The sequence below is a fragment of the Cryobacterium zongtaii genome (assembly GCF_002909375.1).
GTDB classification, from domain to species: Bacteria; Actinomycetota; Actinomycetes; order Actinomycetales; family Microbacteriaceae; genus Cryobacterium; species Cryobacterium zongtaii.
Map to the genome: position 1 here is coordinate 130604 of NZ_PPXD01000007.1, position 16841 is coordinate 147444.

Consider the following 16841-nt stretch of genomic DNA (forward strand, 5'->3'; position numbering starts at 1 on the left):
GGAGGACCCGGTTATCCACACGGGTTGACGAAATCGAATCTATGTTCGAAAATTAGAGGGTGTCCATTCCGTTGACCTCCGTAGCGCACGCAGCCGGCGCTCCCGCCGCCTCCGCGGCCGAGCGGGTCAGCGAGCTCCAGGCGCGCATCCACGGAATGCAGCGCGACCGCTGGGATGCCGGTGGGCGGCCCGTCTCCGGGGTCCTCGCCGGGCTGCTTCCGGACGGGATCCTGCGCACGGGTGTTGTCTACACGGTCGACAACTCGACGTCCCTGATCATGGCCGTGCTGGCCGCGGCGACAGTGGACGGCGGCTGGGGCGCCGTGGTGGGTCTGCCCGATTTCGGCGCGGAGGCGGCGATCGGGTTCGGAATCGACCTCGAGCGAATCGTGCTGGTTCCCTCCCCCGCCGATCAGTGGTTGGCCGTGACGGCGGCGCTGGTGGATGTGCTGCCCGTCGTTGTCGTGCATCCTCAGCGCGCGGTCGGCGACGCGGAGGCGGCCAGGCTCGCCGCGCGGCTGCGGCAGAGCGGCTGCACCCTGATCGTCGCCGGGACCTGGCCCCAGGGTGAGGCCGCACTTCGGGTCACCGACACCCGCTGGGACGGCCTGGGCGCCGGACACGGCTACCTGGCAGGTCGAGATGTGACGGTACACGTCTCCGGGCGGAACGGCTCCGGGCGACGGCGTTCCACGCTCGTGCACCTTCCGGAGGTCGCCACCCCGGGCGAAGCCGCTGGCCCGCGCCTGGACAGCGGCCGAGGCGGCCGGGCCCGGGCCGGCATCCGGCAGCGGGCTCAGTCATGAACCGCGAACGCACCATCGTCGTGTGGTGCCCGGACTGGCCGGTGCTCGCCGCTCGGTCGGCCACCGGTCTGCCCGAGGACGCCCCGCTGGCTCTCATCGAGCACGGGATGGTGTTCGCGTGTTCGCCCGAAGCGCGCCGTCTGGGCGTCCGGCGCGGACTGACCGTTCGGGAGGCCCAGTTCCGGTGCACAGACCTCGTCGTGCTGCCCTATGACCACGCGCTGGACCGGCGGGCCTTCGACCCGATTCTGGATGGCCTGGAGGACATCACGCCCGGTGTGGCCGTGCTCCGGCCCGGCACCTGCGCGATCCGCGCCCGCGGACCGGTGCGGTACTACGGCAGCGAGGCCGCCGCGGCGCGGGCCATGCTCGGATACCTGCACGCCGCCGGACTTCCTGAGGCCAGGGTCGGAATCGCCGACGGCCCCTTTGCGGCCGAGCAGGCGGCGCGGGCGGTCGGTCCTGGTGGTGTCGGGCCTGAACCTCGGGTTCACATCGTCCCGCCCGGCGCCTCCGCCGCGTTCCTGGCACCGCTACCCGTGTCGGCAGTGGCTGAGGCCGGGCTCGGCACCCTGCTGGCCCGGCTCGGGGTGCACACCCTCGGCCAGCTCGCCGCCCTGCCCGCCCTGGACGTGCATCGTCGTTTCGGTGCTGCTGCGGCGCAGGCGCACGCCAGGGCGTCCGGGCACGAGCACGAGGAGGTCGTGCCCCGTACCCCCACCCCGGTGTTCGACCGCGGCCAGGAGTTCGAACCGGCGCTGGATCGCATCGACCAACTCGCCTTCGCGCTGCGCAGCACCGCCGACGCCTTCGTGCAGGGTCTGCGGGAGCAGACCCTGGTCTGCACGGCCGTCTCGATCCTGGTCAGCACCGAGGACGGTCTGTTGACCGAACGGACCTGGCGGCATCCCCGGTGGTTCTCTGCCTCCGAGCTGATCGACAGGGTGCGGTGGCAGTTGCAGGGTGAGGGGCGGGCCGACTCCGGCCTGGCCGCCGGCGTCGTCCGGGTGGTCTTCTCCCCCGATCGGGTCGACGCAGTGGCGAACCACGAGGACGGCCTGTGGGGAACGGGGCCCGACGAGCGGATCCACCATGCCCTCACCCGGGTGCAGGGCCTGGTCGGCCACGCGGGCGTCGTCACGGCGGCCATCGGCGGTGGGCGGATGCTCGCCGACCGTCAACTTTCCGTGCCCTGGGGCGATGACGGTGCCGTTTCGTCGGGCCGTGGTCTGAGCAGCAGTCCAGGCGGCAGTCCGGCCGGTGCCGCCAGGCCCTGGTCGGGAAGTCTCGACGGGCTGCTCCCCGCCACGGTGTACCGGGAACGCCATTCGGTCGCCCTCGTCGCCGACGACGGCCGGTCCCTGCGCGTCGATGACCGCGGCGCGTTCGATGGTGAGCCGGCGCGGTTCTCGGCACCTCGGTTCCTCGAGGGCCCCAGCGGGGCCCAGCCGAGTCGGGTGCTGGCCTGGGCCGGCCCGTGGCCGGTGCGAGAACGCTGGTGGGACTCGGCGGCCGCGCGCACTGTGCACCGGGCGCAGATCGTCGACGAGCGCGACGGCGCGTGGCTGCTGGCACTGGACGAGGACGGCTGGCGCGCCGAGGCCCGATATGACTAGGCCCGATATGACTAGGCCCGGCATGACTCGGCCCGGGCAGACCACGCCCGGGCCGACCAGCAGAACAGAGAGGACGGGCCACCCCGATGGGATTCAATAACCCGCCCATTCCCTGGTCGGAACTGGAGCGCCGGCTCTCTGACCGGCGCCCCGGCGGCCCGCCCCCCGAGGCCGACGGCGGCGACAGCCCGGCCTGGTCCAGGCACCGCCAGCCCTACGCGGCCCAGACCCCGCAGCGTCCGCCGGCCGAGACTGTCGTCGGCTACGCGGAGCTGCACGCCCACTCCAACTTCAGCTTCCTCGACGGCGGAAGTTCTCCGGAAGACCTCCTCGAGGAAGCCGGTGCGTTGGGCCTGCACGGCCTGGCCCTCACCGACCACGACGGATTGTACGGGGCCGTCCGGCTGGCCGAAACCGCGGAGAGCTACCCGGACGTCCGCACCGTCTTCGGCGCAGAACTGTCCCTCGGGCTGACCCGTCGGCAGAACGGGGTGCCAGACCCAGAGGGAAGCCACCTCGTGGTCCTGGCCAGGGGCCAGGACGGCTATCACCGGCTGGCGGCGGCGCTCACCCACGGTCAGCTCGCCGGCGGCGAGAAGGGGCGACCCGTCTACGACCTCGAGGAGCTCGCCGAGGCATCCGGCGGGCACTGGAGCATCCTGACCGGGTCTCGGTCCGGCGCGGTGCGCCAAGCCATGCAGCAGGATGGTGACCTGGCGGCGGCCCGGGAGCTCGACCGCCTGATCGCCCTGTTCGGCCGTGACAGTGTGAACGTCGAACTGGTCGACCACGGCCGACCGCAGGACTCTGTGACCAACGACAGGCTGGCCGCACTGGCCGAACGGGCAGGCCTACCCGTGCTCGCCACCAACAACGTGCACTACGCCCAGCCGGCCGACTTCCGGCTGTTCTCCGCGCTGGCCGCCGTGCGCGCCCAACGCAGCCTGGACGACATGGACGGCTGGCTGCCCGCGGCGCCCACCCAGCACCTGCGGAGCGGCGCCGAGATGGCCGCCCGATTCAGCCGGTATCCGGGGGCTGTCGCCCGAACGGTGCCCCTCGCTGACGAGCTCGCCTTCTCGTTGCGCCGGGCCAGGCCCCGGCTCCCCCGTCAGCACGTTCCGGACGGGCACACGCCCATGAGCTGGCTGCGTCAGCTGGTCTGGGACGGTGCGGAACGCGCGTACCCCGGCTACAACGCGAATGTGCGGGAGCGCCTCGAGAAGGAGCTCGCCGTAATCGAGGCAAAGGACTTCCCGGGCTATTTCCTGATCGTGCACGACATCGTGCAGTTCGCCCGGCGTTCGGGCATCCTCTGCCAGGGCCGGGGGTCCGCAGCGAATTCGGCGGTCTGCTTCGTGATCGGCATCACCGCTGTGGACTCGATCTTCTATCGCCTGCCCTTCGAGAGGTTCCTCTCCAGCCTGCGGGAAGAAGAACCCGACATCGACGTGGACTTCGACTCGGACCGGCGGGAGGAGGTGATCCAGTATGTCTACGAACGCTACGGTCGCCTCAACGCCGCCCAGGTGGCCAACGTGATCACCTATCGGCCGAAGTTCGCGGTTCGCGACATGGCCAAGGCCCTCGGCTACAGCACCGGACAGCAGGATGCCTGGTCCAAACAGGTGGAACGCTGGGGTTCAGCGGTGTCGAGCCCCGATCACGACATCCCCGACCAGGTCGCCGACCTCGCGTCTCAGGTACTCGGATTCCCTCGCCACCTCGGCATCCACTCCGGCGGCATGGTGCTCACCGACCGACCCGTCGGCGAGGTCTGCCCCATCGAACACGCCCGCAAGGAGAACCGGACGGTTCTGCAGTGGGACAAAGACGACTGCGCCTGGATGGGCCTGGTCAAGTTCGACCTGCTCGGCCTCGGCATGCTCGCCGCCCTGCAGTACACCTTCGACCTGGTCAAGGACGCTCTCGGCGAGGATTGGAGCCTGGGGAGCATCCCTCGGGAGGAAGCCGGGGTGTACGACATGCTCTGCCGCGCCGATTCCATCGGTGTCTTCCAGGTGGAGAGCCGCGCCCAGATGGGGACCCTGCCGCGCCTGCAACCGCGCCGCTTCTACGACCTTGTGGTCGAGATCGCGCTCATCCGTCCCGGCCCGATCCAGGGCGGTGCCGTGCACCCGTACATCCGACGCAAGCTCGGCCAGGAACCGGTCAGCTACCTGCACCCCAAGCTCGAGCCGGTGCTCGAACGCACCCTGGGTATCCCCCTGTTCCAGGAGCAACTCATGCAGATGGCCATGGCCGTGGGCGGCTGCAGCGGCGAGGACGCCGATCTGCTCCGCCGGGCGATGGGCTCCAAGCGCGGGGTCGAGAAGATCTCCTCCCTGCGCGCCACCCTGTACGAGGGCATGGCCGGCAACGGCATCACCGGCGACCTGGCCGACGAGATCTACGAAAAGATCGAGGCCTTCGCCAACTTCGGCTTCGCCGAGAGCCACTCGATCAGCTTCGCCCTGCTCGTTTACGCCAGCGCCTGGCTGAAGCTGCACTACCCCGGCGCCTTCCTCGCCGCGTTGTTGCGCGCCCAGCCGATGGGCTTCTACTCGCCGCAATCCCTGGTCGCGGACGCCCGCAGGCACGGTGTGCAGGTTTTGCGCCCCGATGTCCAGCTCTCCGGCACCGCCGCGTTGCTCGAGGCGCTGGCCGACGGGTCGGGCGAGCCTGCGGGCCGCCCGGGCTGTCTGGATCACGAGCAACCCGCGGTGCCGGACTACGACAGGACCCTGCCCGTGGATGATCGGGGCCACCGCAGGGACGGCGCCCTCGCCGTGCGGCTCGGTCTCGCCGATGTGCGCTCCATCGGCCAGGCGGTGGCCGAGCGGATCGTCGCCGACCGGGACAGATTCGGGCCGTTCCGGTCCATGAACGACCTGGCCCGGCGGGCTCGGCTGAACACCGAACAGCTCGAATCCCTGGCCACCGCCGGAGCCTTCGACGGGCTGGGCCTCGAACGCCGACAGGCCCTGTGGTCGGCCGGGGAGGCGGCCCAGGAGACCGACGCCCACCTGCGCGGCTCCTTCGAGACCGTGCAACCACCCCTCCTGGCCCTGATGACGCCTGTCGAGCAGGTGGCCTACGACCTCTGGGCCACCGGGGTTTCCACCGACGACCATCCGATCCGACACGCCAGGCCGGTCCTCGCCGCCAGGGGCGCGCTGGCCGCGAACCAGCTGGCCACCAGCGAGAACGGTCGCCGGATCGAGGTCGGTGGTGTGGTCACCCACCGGCAGCGACCGGCCACGGCGAACGGTGTCACCTTCATCAACCTGGAGGACGAGACCGGCAACGTCAACGTCGTGGTGAGCGTCGGGGTCTGGACCCACTTCCGCCGGATCGCCCGGGAATCCCCCGCCCTGATGATCCGCGGCATCCTCGAACGTTCGCCGGAAGGCGTCGTCAACCTCATCGCCGATCGATTCGAACCCCTCACCGTGGCGGCCCACACGTCGTCGCGGGACTTCCGCTAGCGTCGATCCAGTGAATGAAGACCGATACTCCAATGACGTGCTCGCCGCCGGATGGCGGGAGGCCGGCCGCCGTGTCGTCCCCCAGCAGGAAGCCGTGCGGGACCTGGTTGTCGAGGAGGTCGCCACCGGGTTCTGCGGTGCGGTGATCAGGGTCGAGAAGAAGGTCGTCACCCTGGAGGACCGGCACGGGAAGCTCCGGCTGTTCCCGCTCGGCGGTGGATTCCTGGTCGACGGCGAGCCCGTCGTCCTGGTGCCGCCCCGGGCAGCCGCCCCGGCCAGCCGGGGACGCACGGCGTCCGGGTCTCTGGCGGTGGCGGATGCGCCGGCGCGGGTGGCCAGGGCCAGCCGCATCTTCGTGGAAGGCCGCCACGACGCCGAGCTCGTCGAAAAGGTCTGGGGCGCCGACCTCCGCATCGAGGGTGTCGTCGTGGAGTACATCGAGGGTGTGGACAACCTCGCCGAACTGCTGGCGGAGTTCAAGCCGGGTCCGACACGCCGCGTCGGTGTTCTCGTCGACCACCTGGTACCCGGATCCAAGGAGAGCCGCATCGCCGAGGCCGTCGCCCGCGGTCCGCACGGCCGGCACGTCCTGGTGGTCGGGCATCCCTACGTGGATGTCTGGCAGTCGGTGAAGCCGGCCCGACTGAATCTGCCGGTCTGGCCTCAGATTCCGCGCAACATCGAGTGGAAGCACGGCATCTGCGCTGCCCTCGGCTGGCCGCACGACGACCAGGCCGACATCGCCAGGGCCTGGCAGCGGATCCTGGGCCAGGTGCGCACCTACGCCGATCTTGAGCCGGCATTGCTGGGCCGGGTCGAACAGCTGATTGATTTCGTCACCGTCGATTAGCGCCGTCACCGGCACACTTTGAGCATTTCTGTCAGAATTCGTAACACTTTGATCGTTTTTTCGCACAGATCTTCACGCAGACCGAGCGATGTGGGCTAGTGTTGTCGAAGTAGTTGTAGTGCTTGCACGTCTAAAAAACGTATCGACCCCGGTCGGTGCGGGCTTATTCCTTTCGGAAGCGGACGACGAATACCGCGACGAACGGCCTCGAAAGTCGGGGCCTTTCTAACACTCCTGGAGGAGTTTCATAATGGCAACAGGTACCGTGAAATGGTTCAACGCTGAAAAGGGCTTCGGATTCATCGCTCCCGACGACGGAAGCGCCGATGTCTTCGCGCACTACTCCGCGATCGCTTCGAACGGCTACAAGTCGCTCGACGAGAACCAGAAGGTCGAGTTCGAGGTAACCCAGGGCCCCAAGGGTCCCCAGGCCGAGAACATCCGCGCCCTCTAAATAGAGCTGCGGCAGCTCTCTAAAGCTGCTAACAACGCCCCCGCTTCGGCGGGGGCGTTGTTTTTTTAAGCCGCACACCCAACACAACTGTTCCCCATCCGGACACGTGCGCCCGGCATAACGGGTGCAGTTGTCCGCACGGGGAACAGTTGGTGCGGTTGGGCGGCGAAGCGGGCCGTCGTGCTACTTGACCAGGTCCTGCCAGCCGTCACCGTCGACGTACTCGAAGATCAGGTTGGTCTCGGTGTGCGCCACCGCCGGATGCTCCGCCAGGTGCTCGAGGACGAAGTCGCGCAGGTCGGAAGCATCCGCCGCGGCCACGTGCAACAGGTAGTCGTCGGCGCCGGCGGTGTGGAACAACCCGATCACGCCGGGCCAGTGTGGCGCTGCGCTGCGGAAGTCATCGATCTGCTCCCGAGCGTGCTTCGCCAGCCGCACCGAAATCAGGGCCTGCAGCGAAGCCCCCAGGGCGGCCAGATCGATATTGGCCCGGTAGCCGCGGATGTGGCCGAGCTGCTGGAGCCGGCGCAGCCGGAGGGACACCGTGGACTCGGCAACGCCGATCTCGGCGGCCAACGCGGCGCCGGACGCGCGAGCGTTGACCGAGAGCGCGCGGAGCAGCGCCCGGTCGACGCGGTCCAGGTCGGCTTTCTTGGAATCCATACACGCTCTCTTTCGTTTGAGCGCAAGTTTATCGACCGATCTTCGACAGCGACACCCGCCCCTGCATCAACTGCGTCACAGTGGGGTTTCCGGCCGATGACGCCGGTGAAGCTGCGACCCGGCCGTGAGCCTCCGCACAGCGGCGGTCGAGCGCGTTGTCAGCTGCGGCGGATCAGCTGCGGCCGGGTCAGCTGCGGCCGAGGCGGCGGCGGAGCAGGTCGATGCGCTTCTGGATCTGGGTGACGCTGGCCTGAGCGACCGCGGGCCCCCCGCACAGGCGGCGCAGCTCGGCGTGCACCATCGCGTGCGGCTCCCCCGCCAGCTTCGACCACATGCCCACGAGGCTGCCCAGCAGCGCCCGCTGCTCCTTGAGCGTGCGATACAGGGGTATCGGCTCCTCCGGTGCCCCCTCGACCGCGGCGGCCGCTGTGCGCCGCTCAGAGCCGCGCTTGGCCTGGCGTTGCTGCCGCTGGCGCAGCAGTTCGGAGACCTGCTCGGGCTCGAGCAGCCCGGGGATGCCGATGAAGTCGAACTCCTCGTCCGTTCCGGGTTCGGCCAGTTCACCGAACTCGTCACCGTTGAACATCACCATGTCGAAGGTGGCCTGGGAGTCCAGCGCCTGCCAGGTGAATTCCTCTTGGCCGAGGTCGTCCGAGGCCTTGTCGGACTTATTGGCGGCCGCCACCATGGCGTCCTCGGGGTTGTACATACCGTCGTCGCCGTCGTCACGGTTGCTGCGATCCAGCGCGTGGTCGCGTTCGAGTTCCATCGCATTGGCGAGGCTCAGCAGTCCGGGAACGTTGGGCAGGAAGATCGAGGCGGTCTCACCGCGACGTCGGGCGCGCACGAACCGGCCGATGGCCTGCGCGAAGAACAGCGGCGTTGAGGCGCTGGTCGCATAGACGCCGACGGCCAGGCGGGGAACGTCGACGCCCTCAGACACCATCCGCACCGCAACCATCCAGCGCCGGGTGTTGTGCGAGAACTCGTCGATCCGGTCGCTGGATTCCTTCTCGTCGGAGAGCACCACGGTGGCCGGTTCGCCGGAAATCTCCTCGAGGATCGCTGCGTAGGCCCGTGCCGTGGTCTGGTCCGTGGCGATGACCAGGCCGCCGGCATCCGGGATGCCGTGCCGCACCTCGGTGAGGCGAGCGTCAGCGGCCCGCAGGACAGCGGGAATCCACTGACCGCTGGGTTCCAGCGCGGTCCGCCAGGCCTGTGAGGTGATGTCCTTGGTATTGCCCTCGCCGAGCTTGGCTTCCATCTCGTCGCCGGTGCGGGTGCGCCACTTCATGTGCCCGGCGTAGACCATGAACATCACCGGGCGCACGACGCCGTCTTCCAGCGCCCTGCCGTAGCCGTAGTTGTAGTCGCTCTGGGACAGCCGGATGCCCTGCTTGTCCGGCAGGTAGGTCACGAACGGGATGGGTGAGGTGTCCGAGCGGAACGGGGTGCCGGTGAGCGAGAGCCGCCGGGTGGCCGGGTCGAAGGCCTCGCGGATGGCGTCGCCCCAACTCAGCGCGTCACCGCCGTGGTGCACCTCGTCGAGGATCACCAGGGTGCGGCTGGCCTGGGTGAGTTCGCGGTGCAGCGCCGCGCGGGTGGCCACCTGTGCGTAGGTCACGGCGATGCCGTGGAAATGGCTGCCGTAACGGCCGTGGGCGTTCTTGAAACCGGGGTCCAGGCGGATACCGGCGCGGGCGGCCGCGTCCGCCCACTGGCGTTTGAGGTGCTCGGTCGGCGCGACCACGGTGATGCGGTCGATCACCCGGCGGGCCCGAAGCTCGGCGGCCAGGCGCAGCGCGAAGGTGGTCTTGCCGGCGCCCGGGGTGGCCGCGGCGAGGAAGTCGCGGGGCTGGTGCTGGAAGTACGCCTCGAGGGCCTCGGCCTGCCAGGCGCGGAGCTTGCTCGCGGTGCCCCAGGCGGCCCGTTCGGGGAAAGCCGGGGAGAGGTGCTCCGCGGCGCTGGTGCCTGCAGGCCCTCGAGCCGGCCCGAACACGGGCGGGGTATCGACGGTGTCGGCGAGAACGCTGTCACGGTCAGGCAGGGCGAACAATCCGGGTTCAGTGGTCTCCCGGTGCGAGGGTTCCCGGAAAGCGGATCCGAAGTCAGGTGGAGTAGTCACTTCATAAGAGATTACCAACTCGCGCCGACATCTGCCCGACGGTGCAGACTGACAGCATGTCGAAACAGCAGCATCCGTGGTCTCGCTACGTCGCTCTCGGCGACTCCTTCACCGAGGGTGTCGGTGACCCGGAACCGGCCAGCCCGGGCGGAAACCGCGGCTGGGCGGATCGTGTCGCCGAGATGCTCAGTCTGGGCTCAGACGAATTCGCGTATGGCAATCTTGCGGTCCGCGGCAAGCTGATGAACCAGGTCCTGGCCGAACAGGTGGGTCCCGCGTTGTCCCTGCACCCTGATCTGGTCACGATCTCTGCCGGCGGCAACGACGTGCTGCGGCCGGGCAGCGACCCGGATGCCATCGCGGCGCGGCTCGACGACGCGGTCAGCCTGCTCGGGTCCGAGGGCGCCACGGTGGTGGTCTTCACCGGAACCGATGTGCGCTTCTCCCCCGTGCTGCGGGGTCTGCGAGGCAAGGTGGCCATCTACAACGAGAACATCCGCGCCATCGCCACCGCCCGAGACGCCATCGTGGCGGACATGTGGTCCCTGACCGAGATCCAGGACGCCCGGATGTGGGCCCCCGACCGTCTGCACCTCAACCCGCTCGGCCATCACACGGTGGCCAGGATGGTGCTGGACGCGCTCAACGTGGTCAATCCGCTCGAGCCGCAGCTGCCGGAGCCGATGCCCGGTATCACCTGGCGCCAGGCGCGCACCGAAGACCTCGCCTGGGCGAGGGAGTATCTGGTGCCCTGGGTGCTGCGCCGGGTGCGTCACCAGTCCTCGGGAGACAACATCCTGCCCAAGCGTCCGGACGCGGACCCGGTGACCAGACTCGACCAGGCGGCGGAAACCGAACCCGAACCCGAACGCGGAATCGGTTAGATCTCGCCGGGGTTCGTCCAGCGCCAGAGCGGCCCCGGATCGGTGATGGTCTGATCGAGGACAAGCGGAACCGAGACGGTGTTCGTCCCGACGGTCACGTCGACGCTGCCGACGGAATCGCCCTTCTCACCCAGGGTCACCGGTGCGACATCGGCGGTGCTCTCGATCGGGGTGTCCGACCACACCACGGCGGACTCGGACGTCTCGGCCACAGCCTGCGCCGACTGGCCCCAGGGGGTCGTGTAGGTACCGAAGGGGGTGCCGGCCTCGACCAGTGTCACCGTGCGAAATCCGGGGCTCACGCTCTCGATGAGGCTCAGGATGCTCTCGTTGAGTTCGCTGTGAGTGTCCCCGCCGAGCACGACGCCCACGAGGGTGACCGAGGTGTCGCCGACCGGCACGTCGACCGCGAAGAGCAGGCAGGCTCCGGCCTCGTCCGTGGTGCCGGTCTTGATGCCGTCGACGCCGTCGACGCCGAGCAGCTTGTTCGTATTGGTCACGGTGCCCACGGTCGGGATCACGGCGCTGGGCATGGCCACGATGCTCGCCAGAGCGGGATCGGCCATCACGAGCTTGCCGATGGTCACCAGATCGGCGGGACTGCTCACGCTCTGGGCGGAGATCCCGCTGGTGTCTGCGACGACGGTGCCGGTCAGGCCGTTCGCGGCCAGGTAGTCCGCCGCGGCGACCAGGTACGCGTCAACGGAACCGAACGCCCACACGGCCAGGGAGACGCTGTAGTTGTTCGCGGACGGGATCAGCATCGTTTCGAAGGCTTCGCGCTGGCTGAGCACCTGACCGGCTGAGACGGGCGCCACGGAGCCGTTCTCCGCGATGGCGTCGTAGTAGATGTCGACGTCATCGTCGGTGAAGGTGATGTCGGGACCCGGCTCGTCGCCGGTCAGCGGCTTGGCCTCGAGGATCACCAGTGCGGTGACCATCTTGGTGATGCTGGCGATGGGCATCGAGGCCTGGTCACCGGTGGAGCCCAGAACCCCGTCAAAGCCGACGGCGCCGATGGCGCCGGCCCCCTGGCCGGGCCAGGTGGGTTCGACGGCCGCCTGGCTGAGCGCGGGCGGCTCGGTGAGGGTCGCGGCCGTACTGGAGACGGGGGCGAGGCCCGTGCTGGTGAGGTAGGCGCCGGATGCGAGGATGACGGCGAGCACGCCGAAGAAGGCGAAACGCCGACGGCGGTAGACCTGGCGACGGGAGTTAGACATTCGATGATTCTAACCACGGCTGCCGTGCCGGGTTGGCAGGGTCGCCGCGCGCCAGTGAAACGTCTAGGCGCGCAGCGCGTACAGGGCCACGGCGCTGGCCGAGGCCACGTTCAGCGAATCCACTCCGTGCAGCATCGGGATCGTGACCACGGTGTCTGCCGCGGCCAGCGCGGTGTGGCTCAGCCCGTCGCCCTCGGTACCGAGAATCAGAGCCACCCGGTCCGGCGGGTCGTTCGCGAAGACGTCCAGGGAGACGGCATCGTCGGCCAAGGCCAGCGCGGCCAGGTGGAAGCCGTGCTCGTGCAGAACCGTCGCGGCCTCGTCCCATTCGGGCAGGCGGGTCCAGGGCACCTGGAGCACGGTCCCCATGCTCACCCTGACGCTGCGCCGGTACAACGGGTCGGCACAACGTGGGGTGATCAGCACGGCGTCGGCGCCGAGCCCCGCGACCGACCTGAAGATCGCGCCGACATTGGTGTGGTCGACGATGTCCTCGAGTATCACGATGCGCCGGGCACCGCGGATGATGTCGGCCACCGACGCCAGGTCGGGGCGGTGCATGGCCGCCAGGGCGCCACGGTGCAGGTTGTAGCCGGTGAGCTGCTCCAGGAGTGCCGCCGAGCCCACATAGATCGGGACATCCGGCCAGTCCGCCAGCAGACGCTGGGCATCCGGCAGCCACTGCTCCTGCACGAGAACCGAACGCGGCCGATGCCCGGCGGCGAGGGCCCGGCCGATGACCTTGGCCGATTCGGCGATGTACAGGCCGTTCGCCGGTTCGGACACGCGGCGCAGGGCCACGTCGGTCAGGCGCGAGTAGTCGGCGAGGCCGGGCGCATCGAGGTCGGTAATCGGGACGATCTGCACGAAAGTCGCCGCCTTTCTGGGTGTTGTCTGATGCCGGCTGCCGGCGTCGGAACCTCGAACCGTAACACAGCCGAAAACTGACCAGTTTAGACTCAGAGGACATCGGCGCCACGCCAGCTCCCCCGGGGCCCGGCCGGCGGCGACGGACGAGGATGGAGCATCATGACGGCCGAGACTGTCCTGACGACGTCGGCGGCGGCCGGAGAAGACCTCGACGCCGTGGCCGCGATCCTGCGCGGCCGGCGCACGGCGGTCCTCACCGGAGCCGGGGTGAGCACCGATTCCGGAATCCCCGACTACCGCGGGGCGGGCGCCCCGGTGCGAGTGCCGATGACGTTCCAGACCTTCCTCGCCGACGAACGGGCGCGCAAGCGGTACTGGGCCGGCAGCCACCTGGGCTGGCACCGGTTCCGGGCGGCCGAACCCAATCTGGGGCACCGGTCCCTCGTCGCCCTCGAAACGGCCGGCCTGGTCAGCGGCATCATCACCCAGAACGTCGACGGCCTGCACACCCGAGCCGGGTCCCGGCACGTCGTCGACCTGCACGGATCCATGGACCTGGTCGTCTGCCTCTCCTGCGGGCAGGCCTTCGGCCGGGACAGCATCGCCGCCCGCCTGGAGACCCACAACCCGGTGCTTGCGGACCCTGACCAGGTCGAGATCGCACCGGACGGCGACGCCATCGTGGTTGACATCGACAATTTCATCGTGCCTGACTGCTCGGTGTGCGGCGGACTGCTCAAACCCAATGTGGTGTTCTTCGGTGAGCTGGTCCCGACCGGGAAGTTCACCGCGGCGGCCGCGTTGGTGCGGGCGGCGGACGCCCTGATCGTGGCGGGCTCCTCACTCGCGGTGAATTCGGGGATCCGGCTGCTCGAGCAGGCCAGGCGCCGCAAGCTGCCCATCGTGGTGATCAACCGCGGGCCGACCAAGGGCGACGGGCGCGCCCTGGTTAAACTGGAGGCAGGCACGTCGGAGACGTTCGCCGGGTTGGTGAGCAGACTCACCGACCTCTAGCCGGCCAGCCGCCGAGCAGCACCCGTCCAGCAGAAGGCAGCGTTGTGATCACCAAGTTCGCGATTGTCAGGCACGGCCAGACCGACTGGAATCTCGAAAGACGGATCCAGGGCAGCACTGACATCCCGCTGAATTCTACGGGCCGGGCTCAGGCGGCGGAAACCGGTCTGCGGCTGAGCCGTCGCCACTGGGACGCTGTCGTGACCAGTCCTCTGCTGCGTGCGCACGAAAGCGCCAGGATCATCGCCGGTGAGCTGGACCTCCCGGCGCCGCTCGTTGTTCCCGAGCTGACCGAGCGTCACCACGGCCAGATCGAGGGGCTGACCTTTGCCCAACGCCAGGCGCGGTTCCCGGACGGTTCCTCGGTGCCGGGACTCGAAACCCGCCAGGCCGTGCTCGACCGGGTGCTGCCGGCGTTGGAAGACGTCGCCCAGACCTACGCTGGGCGGGAGGTGGTCGTGGTCTGCCATGGCGGTGTGATCGGCACGCTTCTCCGCTACGCCACGGAGGGCACCAGGCCGGCCGCGGGTGAGCTCATCCCGAACGGTTCGATTCACGAGTTCCGCTGGGAGAGCGGCCGGCTCCAGCTTGAGGACGTCGTTTCGGCGCGCTGAAAGACCGCGCTGGGAGACCGCGCTGGGAGACCGCGCTGGCAGACCGCGCTGTACCGCGCCGTAAACCGCGGTCAGCGTCGGCGGGAGGCCGCCTGGGTGCTCTGCAGCACCCGGAGCAGCCGTTCGGCGGACTCGGCCCAGGTGAAACGCCCGGCCTGAATCACGGAGAGCCGTGAACGGCTCAGCCACTCCCCCGGCGCCTCGAGTCCGCGCACCGCGGCCGCCAGCGCATCCGGGTCCAGCGGCGGGACATAGCCGGCCGCATCGCCGCCGATCTCCCGGAAGATGGGGATATCGCTCACCAGCACCGGAATGCCCAGGCTCATCGCCTCGACCAGGGGGATGCCGAAGCCCTCGTCGAGGGACGTCGTCACCAGGGCCGTGGCGCTGGACAGCAGGGAGACGTATTCCTCGTCACTGACTCCGTTGTGGAAGACCAACGTCGCCTGAGGGGCGAGGGCGGTCAGCCGGGCGCGTTCGGCGTCACCGACGCGGCTGAGCAGGTGCAGCTCATACCCGGGCAGGGCCGCGGCTGCTCGCACCAGGGTGTCCACGTTCTTGTAGGGCATGAACGAACCCATGTAGATCAGGCGTGTGGTCTCCGGTCCGGATCGCTCACTCGGCGCCGCCGCCGCGGCGACGGAATCGGCCGCGTTGGGCACCACGGAGACCGGCCGGCGGGTGAGCCGGTGGCGGTTGATCAGCGCGCCGGTGGTTTCGGACACCGTCACGACGCCGTCGGACCGGTTCAGCAGCATCCGTTGGGGCACCCAGGACAGGTGGTACAGCCGCCAGAGCAGGCGGATACCGATGGAGAAGTCTCGCGGCGGGGTGCGATTGCGGTAGTAGATCAGGTCGTGCACGGTCAGCACCAGCTTGTAGCGCCTGCCCCACGAACCCATTGTCTGCATCGGGCTGAACACGATGTCGGGGGCCAGCCTGTTCACGGTCAGGGCCACCAGCGGTTCCAGCAGGCTGGTGGGCGAACGCACGAGTTGCCACGGCAGCGCCGGCAACATTGCCAGCTGCCGGTGGTCGCTGATCAGCATCGTCACCGGATGCAGTCGGCCCAGTTCGGTGACCAGACCGGCGGTGTACCGGCTGATGCCGTCGTGCCGGTCGATCCGGGTGTAGCGGCAGTCGAAGACTATCCGCAGGGGGCGAGAGGCCGAGGCCGTCACGACGCGGCTGCTTCGGGTGCGCCGGCCGGGCGGACCGGATCGAGGAAGGCACGCAGGGCTTGCGCCGCGTCCTCCGGAACCTCGTAGTGGATGAGGTGGCCTACCCCGGGCAGGACGTGCAGCCGGGCATCCGGGAACTGGGCGCGCAGCCGAACCTGGGCGGGCACCGGGGTGATGTCATCCTTCTCGGCGGCGATCAGCAGGGTATGGGTATCGATGGCGGCGGCGTATTCGCTGACGTCGTGGCTGACGGATGCCGTGAACGCCTCCAGCACGACCGTCCGGTCCGCGAAAGCGGAGAAGTACCTGTCGTGCTGGTTGTGGATCCAGCGTCGCCGTTGCCGACTCCGGGTTTTGGCCATGGTGATGCTCATCACCCGCACGATCACCCGGTTGCGCAGGAGCGCGAACCCGAGCCGTTCGGGAAGCTTGGACGCCAGCCAGTAGTAGAAGACGGCAAGCCGGGTCAGGATGCCCCGGGGCCCGGACAGGGCGGGGGCGGCGATCGGGTTGACCAGTACCAGTTCCTGGGCGGGCAGGCCGCCTGGTGCCGCGGCGGCCGCGGCGGCGACGATCGACCCGAACGAGTGGCCGAGGACCACGACCCGGCCGGGCAGCGCCAGGAGGCGCAGGAACTCGGCCAGCCAGGCGGCATAGGAGTCGATGGAGTGCGGTGCCGTGTCGAATGCCGCCGATTCGCCGAAACCGGGTAGGTCCGGCGAGATGATGCGCAGGCCCTGGAGCTGGGCGACGACGGCTTCAAGGCCGTGGTGGTCGCCGCGGAACCCGTGCACCATCACGATTGTCGTCGGGCTTCTGGGGTCTCCGTACTCCCAGTAGCGGGTGTCGCTGCCCAGCACGGCGAGGGTGTGGGCGCGCGCGTCCATGAGGGTGAGCAGGTCGGCGTAGGGCGAAGGAACGATCATCGCTCCCAGTTTAGGCTGGCGGCGAGCGAGTGGCCCGACCGAAGTTGCACCGATCGACCTAGAATCGGTCGTATCTGCACCATCCACATCCGCGTCGGGTGGTGGCCGCCCCGGCCACGGCCGCGTCAGG

14 protein-coding genes are annotated in these 16841 nt (G+C 69.2%); 8 read left to right on the top strand and 6 right to left on the bottom strand.

Annotated elements, in window-relative coordinates; all coding sequences use genetic code 11:
- Window positions 1-59 precede the first annotated feature (59 nt).
- The 5 genes from C3B61_RS05375 (at window position 60) to cspE (ending at window position 7214) form a co-directional block, all read left to right on the top strand.
- Window positions 60-806, top strand: a complete 747-nt coding sequence (locus tag C3B61_RS05375; protein ID WP_244285843.1) for a hypothetical protein — start codon at window positions 60-62, stop codon at window positions 804-806.
- Complete coding sequence (locus C3B61_RS05380; RefSeq protein ID WP_103459799.1) at window positions 803-2422, top strand: DNA polymerase Y family protein; 1620 nt, start codon at window positions 803-805, stop codon at window positions 2420-2422. The genes C3B61_RS05375 and C3B61_RS05380 overlap by 4 nt, the downstream gene beginning before the upstream one ends.
- Before the next feature lie 86 nt (window positions 2423-2508).
- The gene (locus C3B61_RS05385) at window positions 2509-5910 is read left to right on the top strand and encodes an error-prone DNA polymerase (RefSeq protein ID WP_103459800.1); all 3402 of its coding nucleotides are present in this window, start codon (window positions 2509-2511) and stop codon (window positions 5908-5910) included.
- Between the two features lie 10 nt (window positions 5911-5920).
- Complete coding sequence (locus tag C3B61_RS05390) at window positions 5921-6760, top strand: DUF3097 domain-containing protein (protein WP_194087780.1); 840 nt, start codon at window positions 5921-5923, stop codon at window positions 6758-6760.
- A gap of 250 nt (window positions 6761-7010) precedes the next feature.
- Window positions 7011-7214, top strand: a complete 204-nt coding sequence (gene cspE, locus C3B61_RS05395; protein ID WP_035840308.1) for a transcription antiterminator/RNA stability regulator CspE — start codon at window positions 7011-7013, stop codon at window positions 7212-7214.
- 183 nt (window positions 7215-7397) lie between these two features.
- On the opposite strand, the gene C3B61_RS05400 is transcribed toward cspE, so the two are convergent.
- Both C3B61_RS05400 and C3B61_RS05405 read right to left on the bottom strand, forming a co-directional pair.
- Complete coding sequence (locus tag C3B61_RS05400; RefSeq protein ID WP_066595420.1) at window positions 7398-7877, bottom strand: Lrp/AsnC family transcriptional regulator; 480 nt, start codon at window positions 7875-7877, stop codon at window positions 7398-7400.
- Between the two features lie 187 nt (window positions 7878-8064).
- Window positions 8065-9876, bottom strand: a complete 1812-nt coding sequence (locus tag C3B61_RS05405; RefSeq protein WP_103460022.1) for a DEAD/DEAH box helicase — start codon at window positions 9874-9876, stop codon at window positions 8065-8067.
- Window positions 9877-10058: 182 nt separating this feature from the next.
- Between C3B61_RS05405 and C3B61_RS05410 the strand changes: the two genes are divergently transcribed.
- Window positions 10059-10886, top strand: coding sequence for an SGNH/GDSL hydrolase family protein (locus C3B61_RS05410; protein WP_103459801.1), 828 nt, complete (start codon window positions 10059-10061; stop codon window positions 10884-10886).
- Here the strand turns inward: C3B61_RS05410 and C3B61_RS05415 are convergent.
- Together C3B61_RS05415 and C3B61_RS05420 are read right to left on the bottom strand one after the other, a co-directional pair.
- A complete protein-coding gene (locus C3B61_RS05415) occupies window positions 10883-12106 on the bottom strand; it encodes a D-alanyl-D-alanine carboxypeptidase family protein (RefSeq protein WP_103459802.1) in 1224 nt (407 codons plus the stop codon). The two genes, C3B61_RS05410 and C3B61_RS05415, sit on opposite strands and share 4 nt — an antisense overlap.
- 63 nt (window positions 12107-12169) lie before the next feature.
- On the bottom strand, window positions 12170-12973 hold the full coding sequence (locus C3B61_RS05420) for a TrmH family RNA methyltransferase (protein ID WP_103459803.1): 804 nt from the start codon (window positions 12971-12973) through the stop codon (window positions 12170-12172).
- A gap of 162 nt (window positions 12974-13135) precedes the next feature.
- On the opposite strand from C3B61_RS05420, the gene C3B61_RS05425 reads away from it, so the two are divergent.
- Window positions 13136-13990, top strand: a complete 855-nt coding sequence (locus C3B61_RS05425; RefSeq protein ID WP_088456220.1) for a Sir2 family NAD-dependent protein deacetylase — start codon at window positions 13136-13138, stop codon at window positions 13988-13990.
- Between the two features lie 44 nt (window positions 13991-14034).
- A complete protein-coding gene (locus C3B61_RS05430; RefSeq protein WP_244285844.1) occupies window positions 14035-14604 on the top strand; it encodes a histidine phosphatase family protein in 570 nt (189 codons plus the stop codon).
- A gap of 71 nt (window positions 14605-14675) precedes the next feature.
- On the opposite strand, the gene C3B61_RS05435 is transcribed toward C3B61_RS05430, so the two are convergent.
- Window positions 14676-15761, bottom strand: a complete 1086-nt coding sequence (locus tag C3B61_RS05435; protein WP_088457998.1) for a glycosyltransferase family 4 protein — start codon at window positions 15759-15761, stop codon at window positions 14676-14678.
- 20 nt (window positions 15762-15781) lie between these two features.
- The gene (locus tag C3B61_RS05440) at window positions 15782-16711 is read right to left on the bottom strand and encodes an alpha/beta fold hydrolase (RefSeq protein WP_103459804.1); all 930 of its coding nucleotides are present in this window, start codon (window positions 16709-16711) and stop codon (window positions 15782-15784) included.
- Window positions 16712-16841 lie beyond the last annotated feature (130 nt).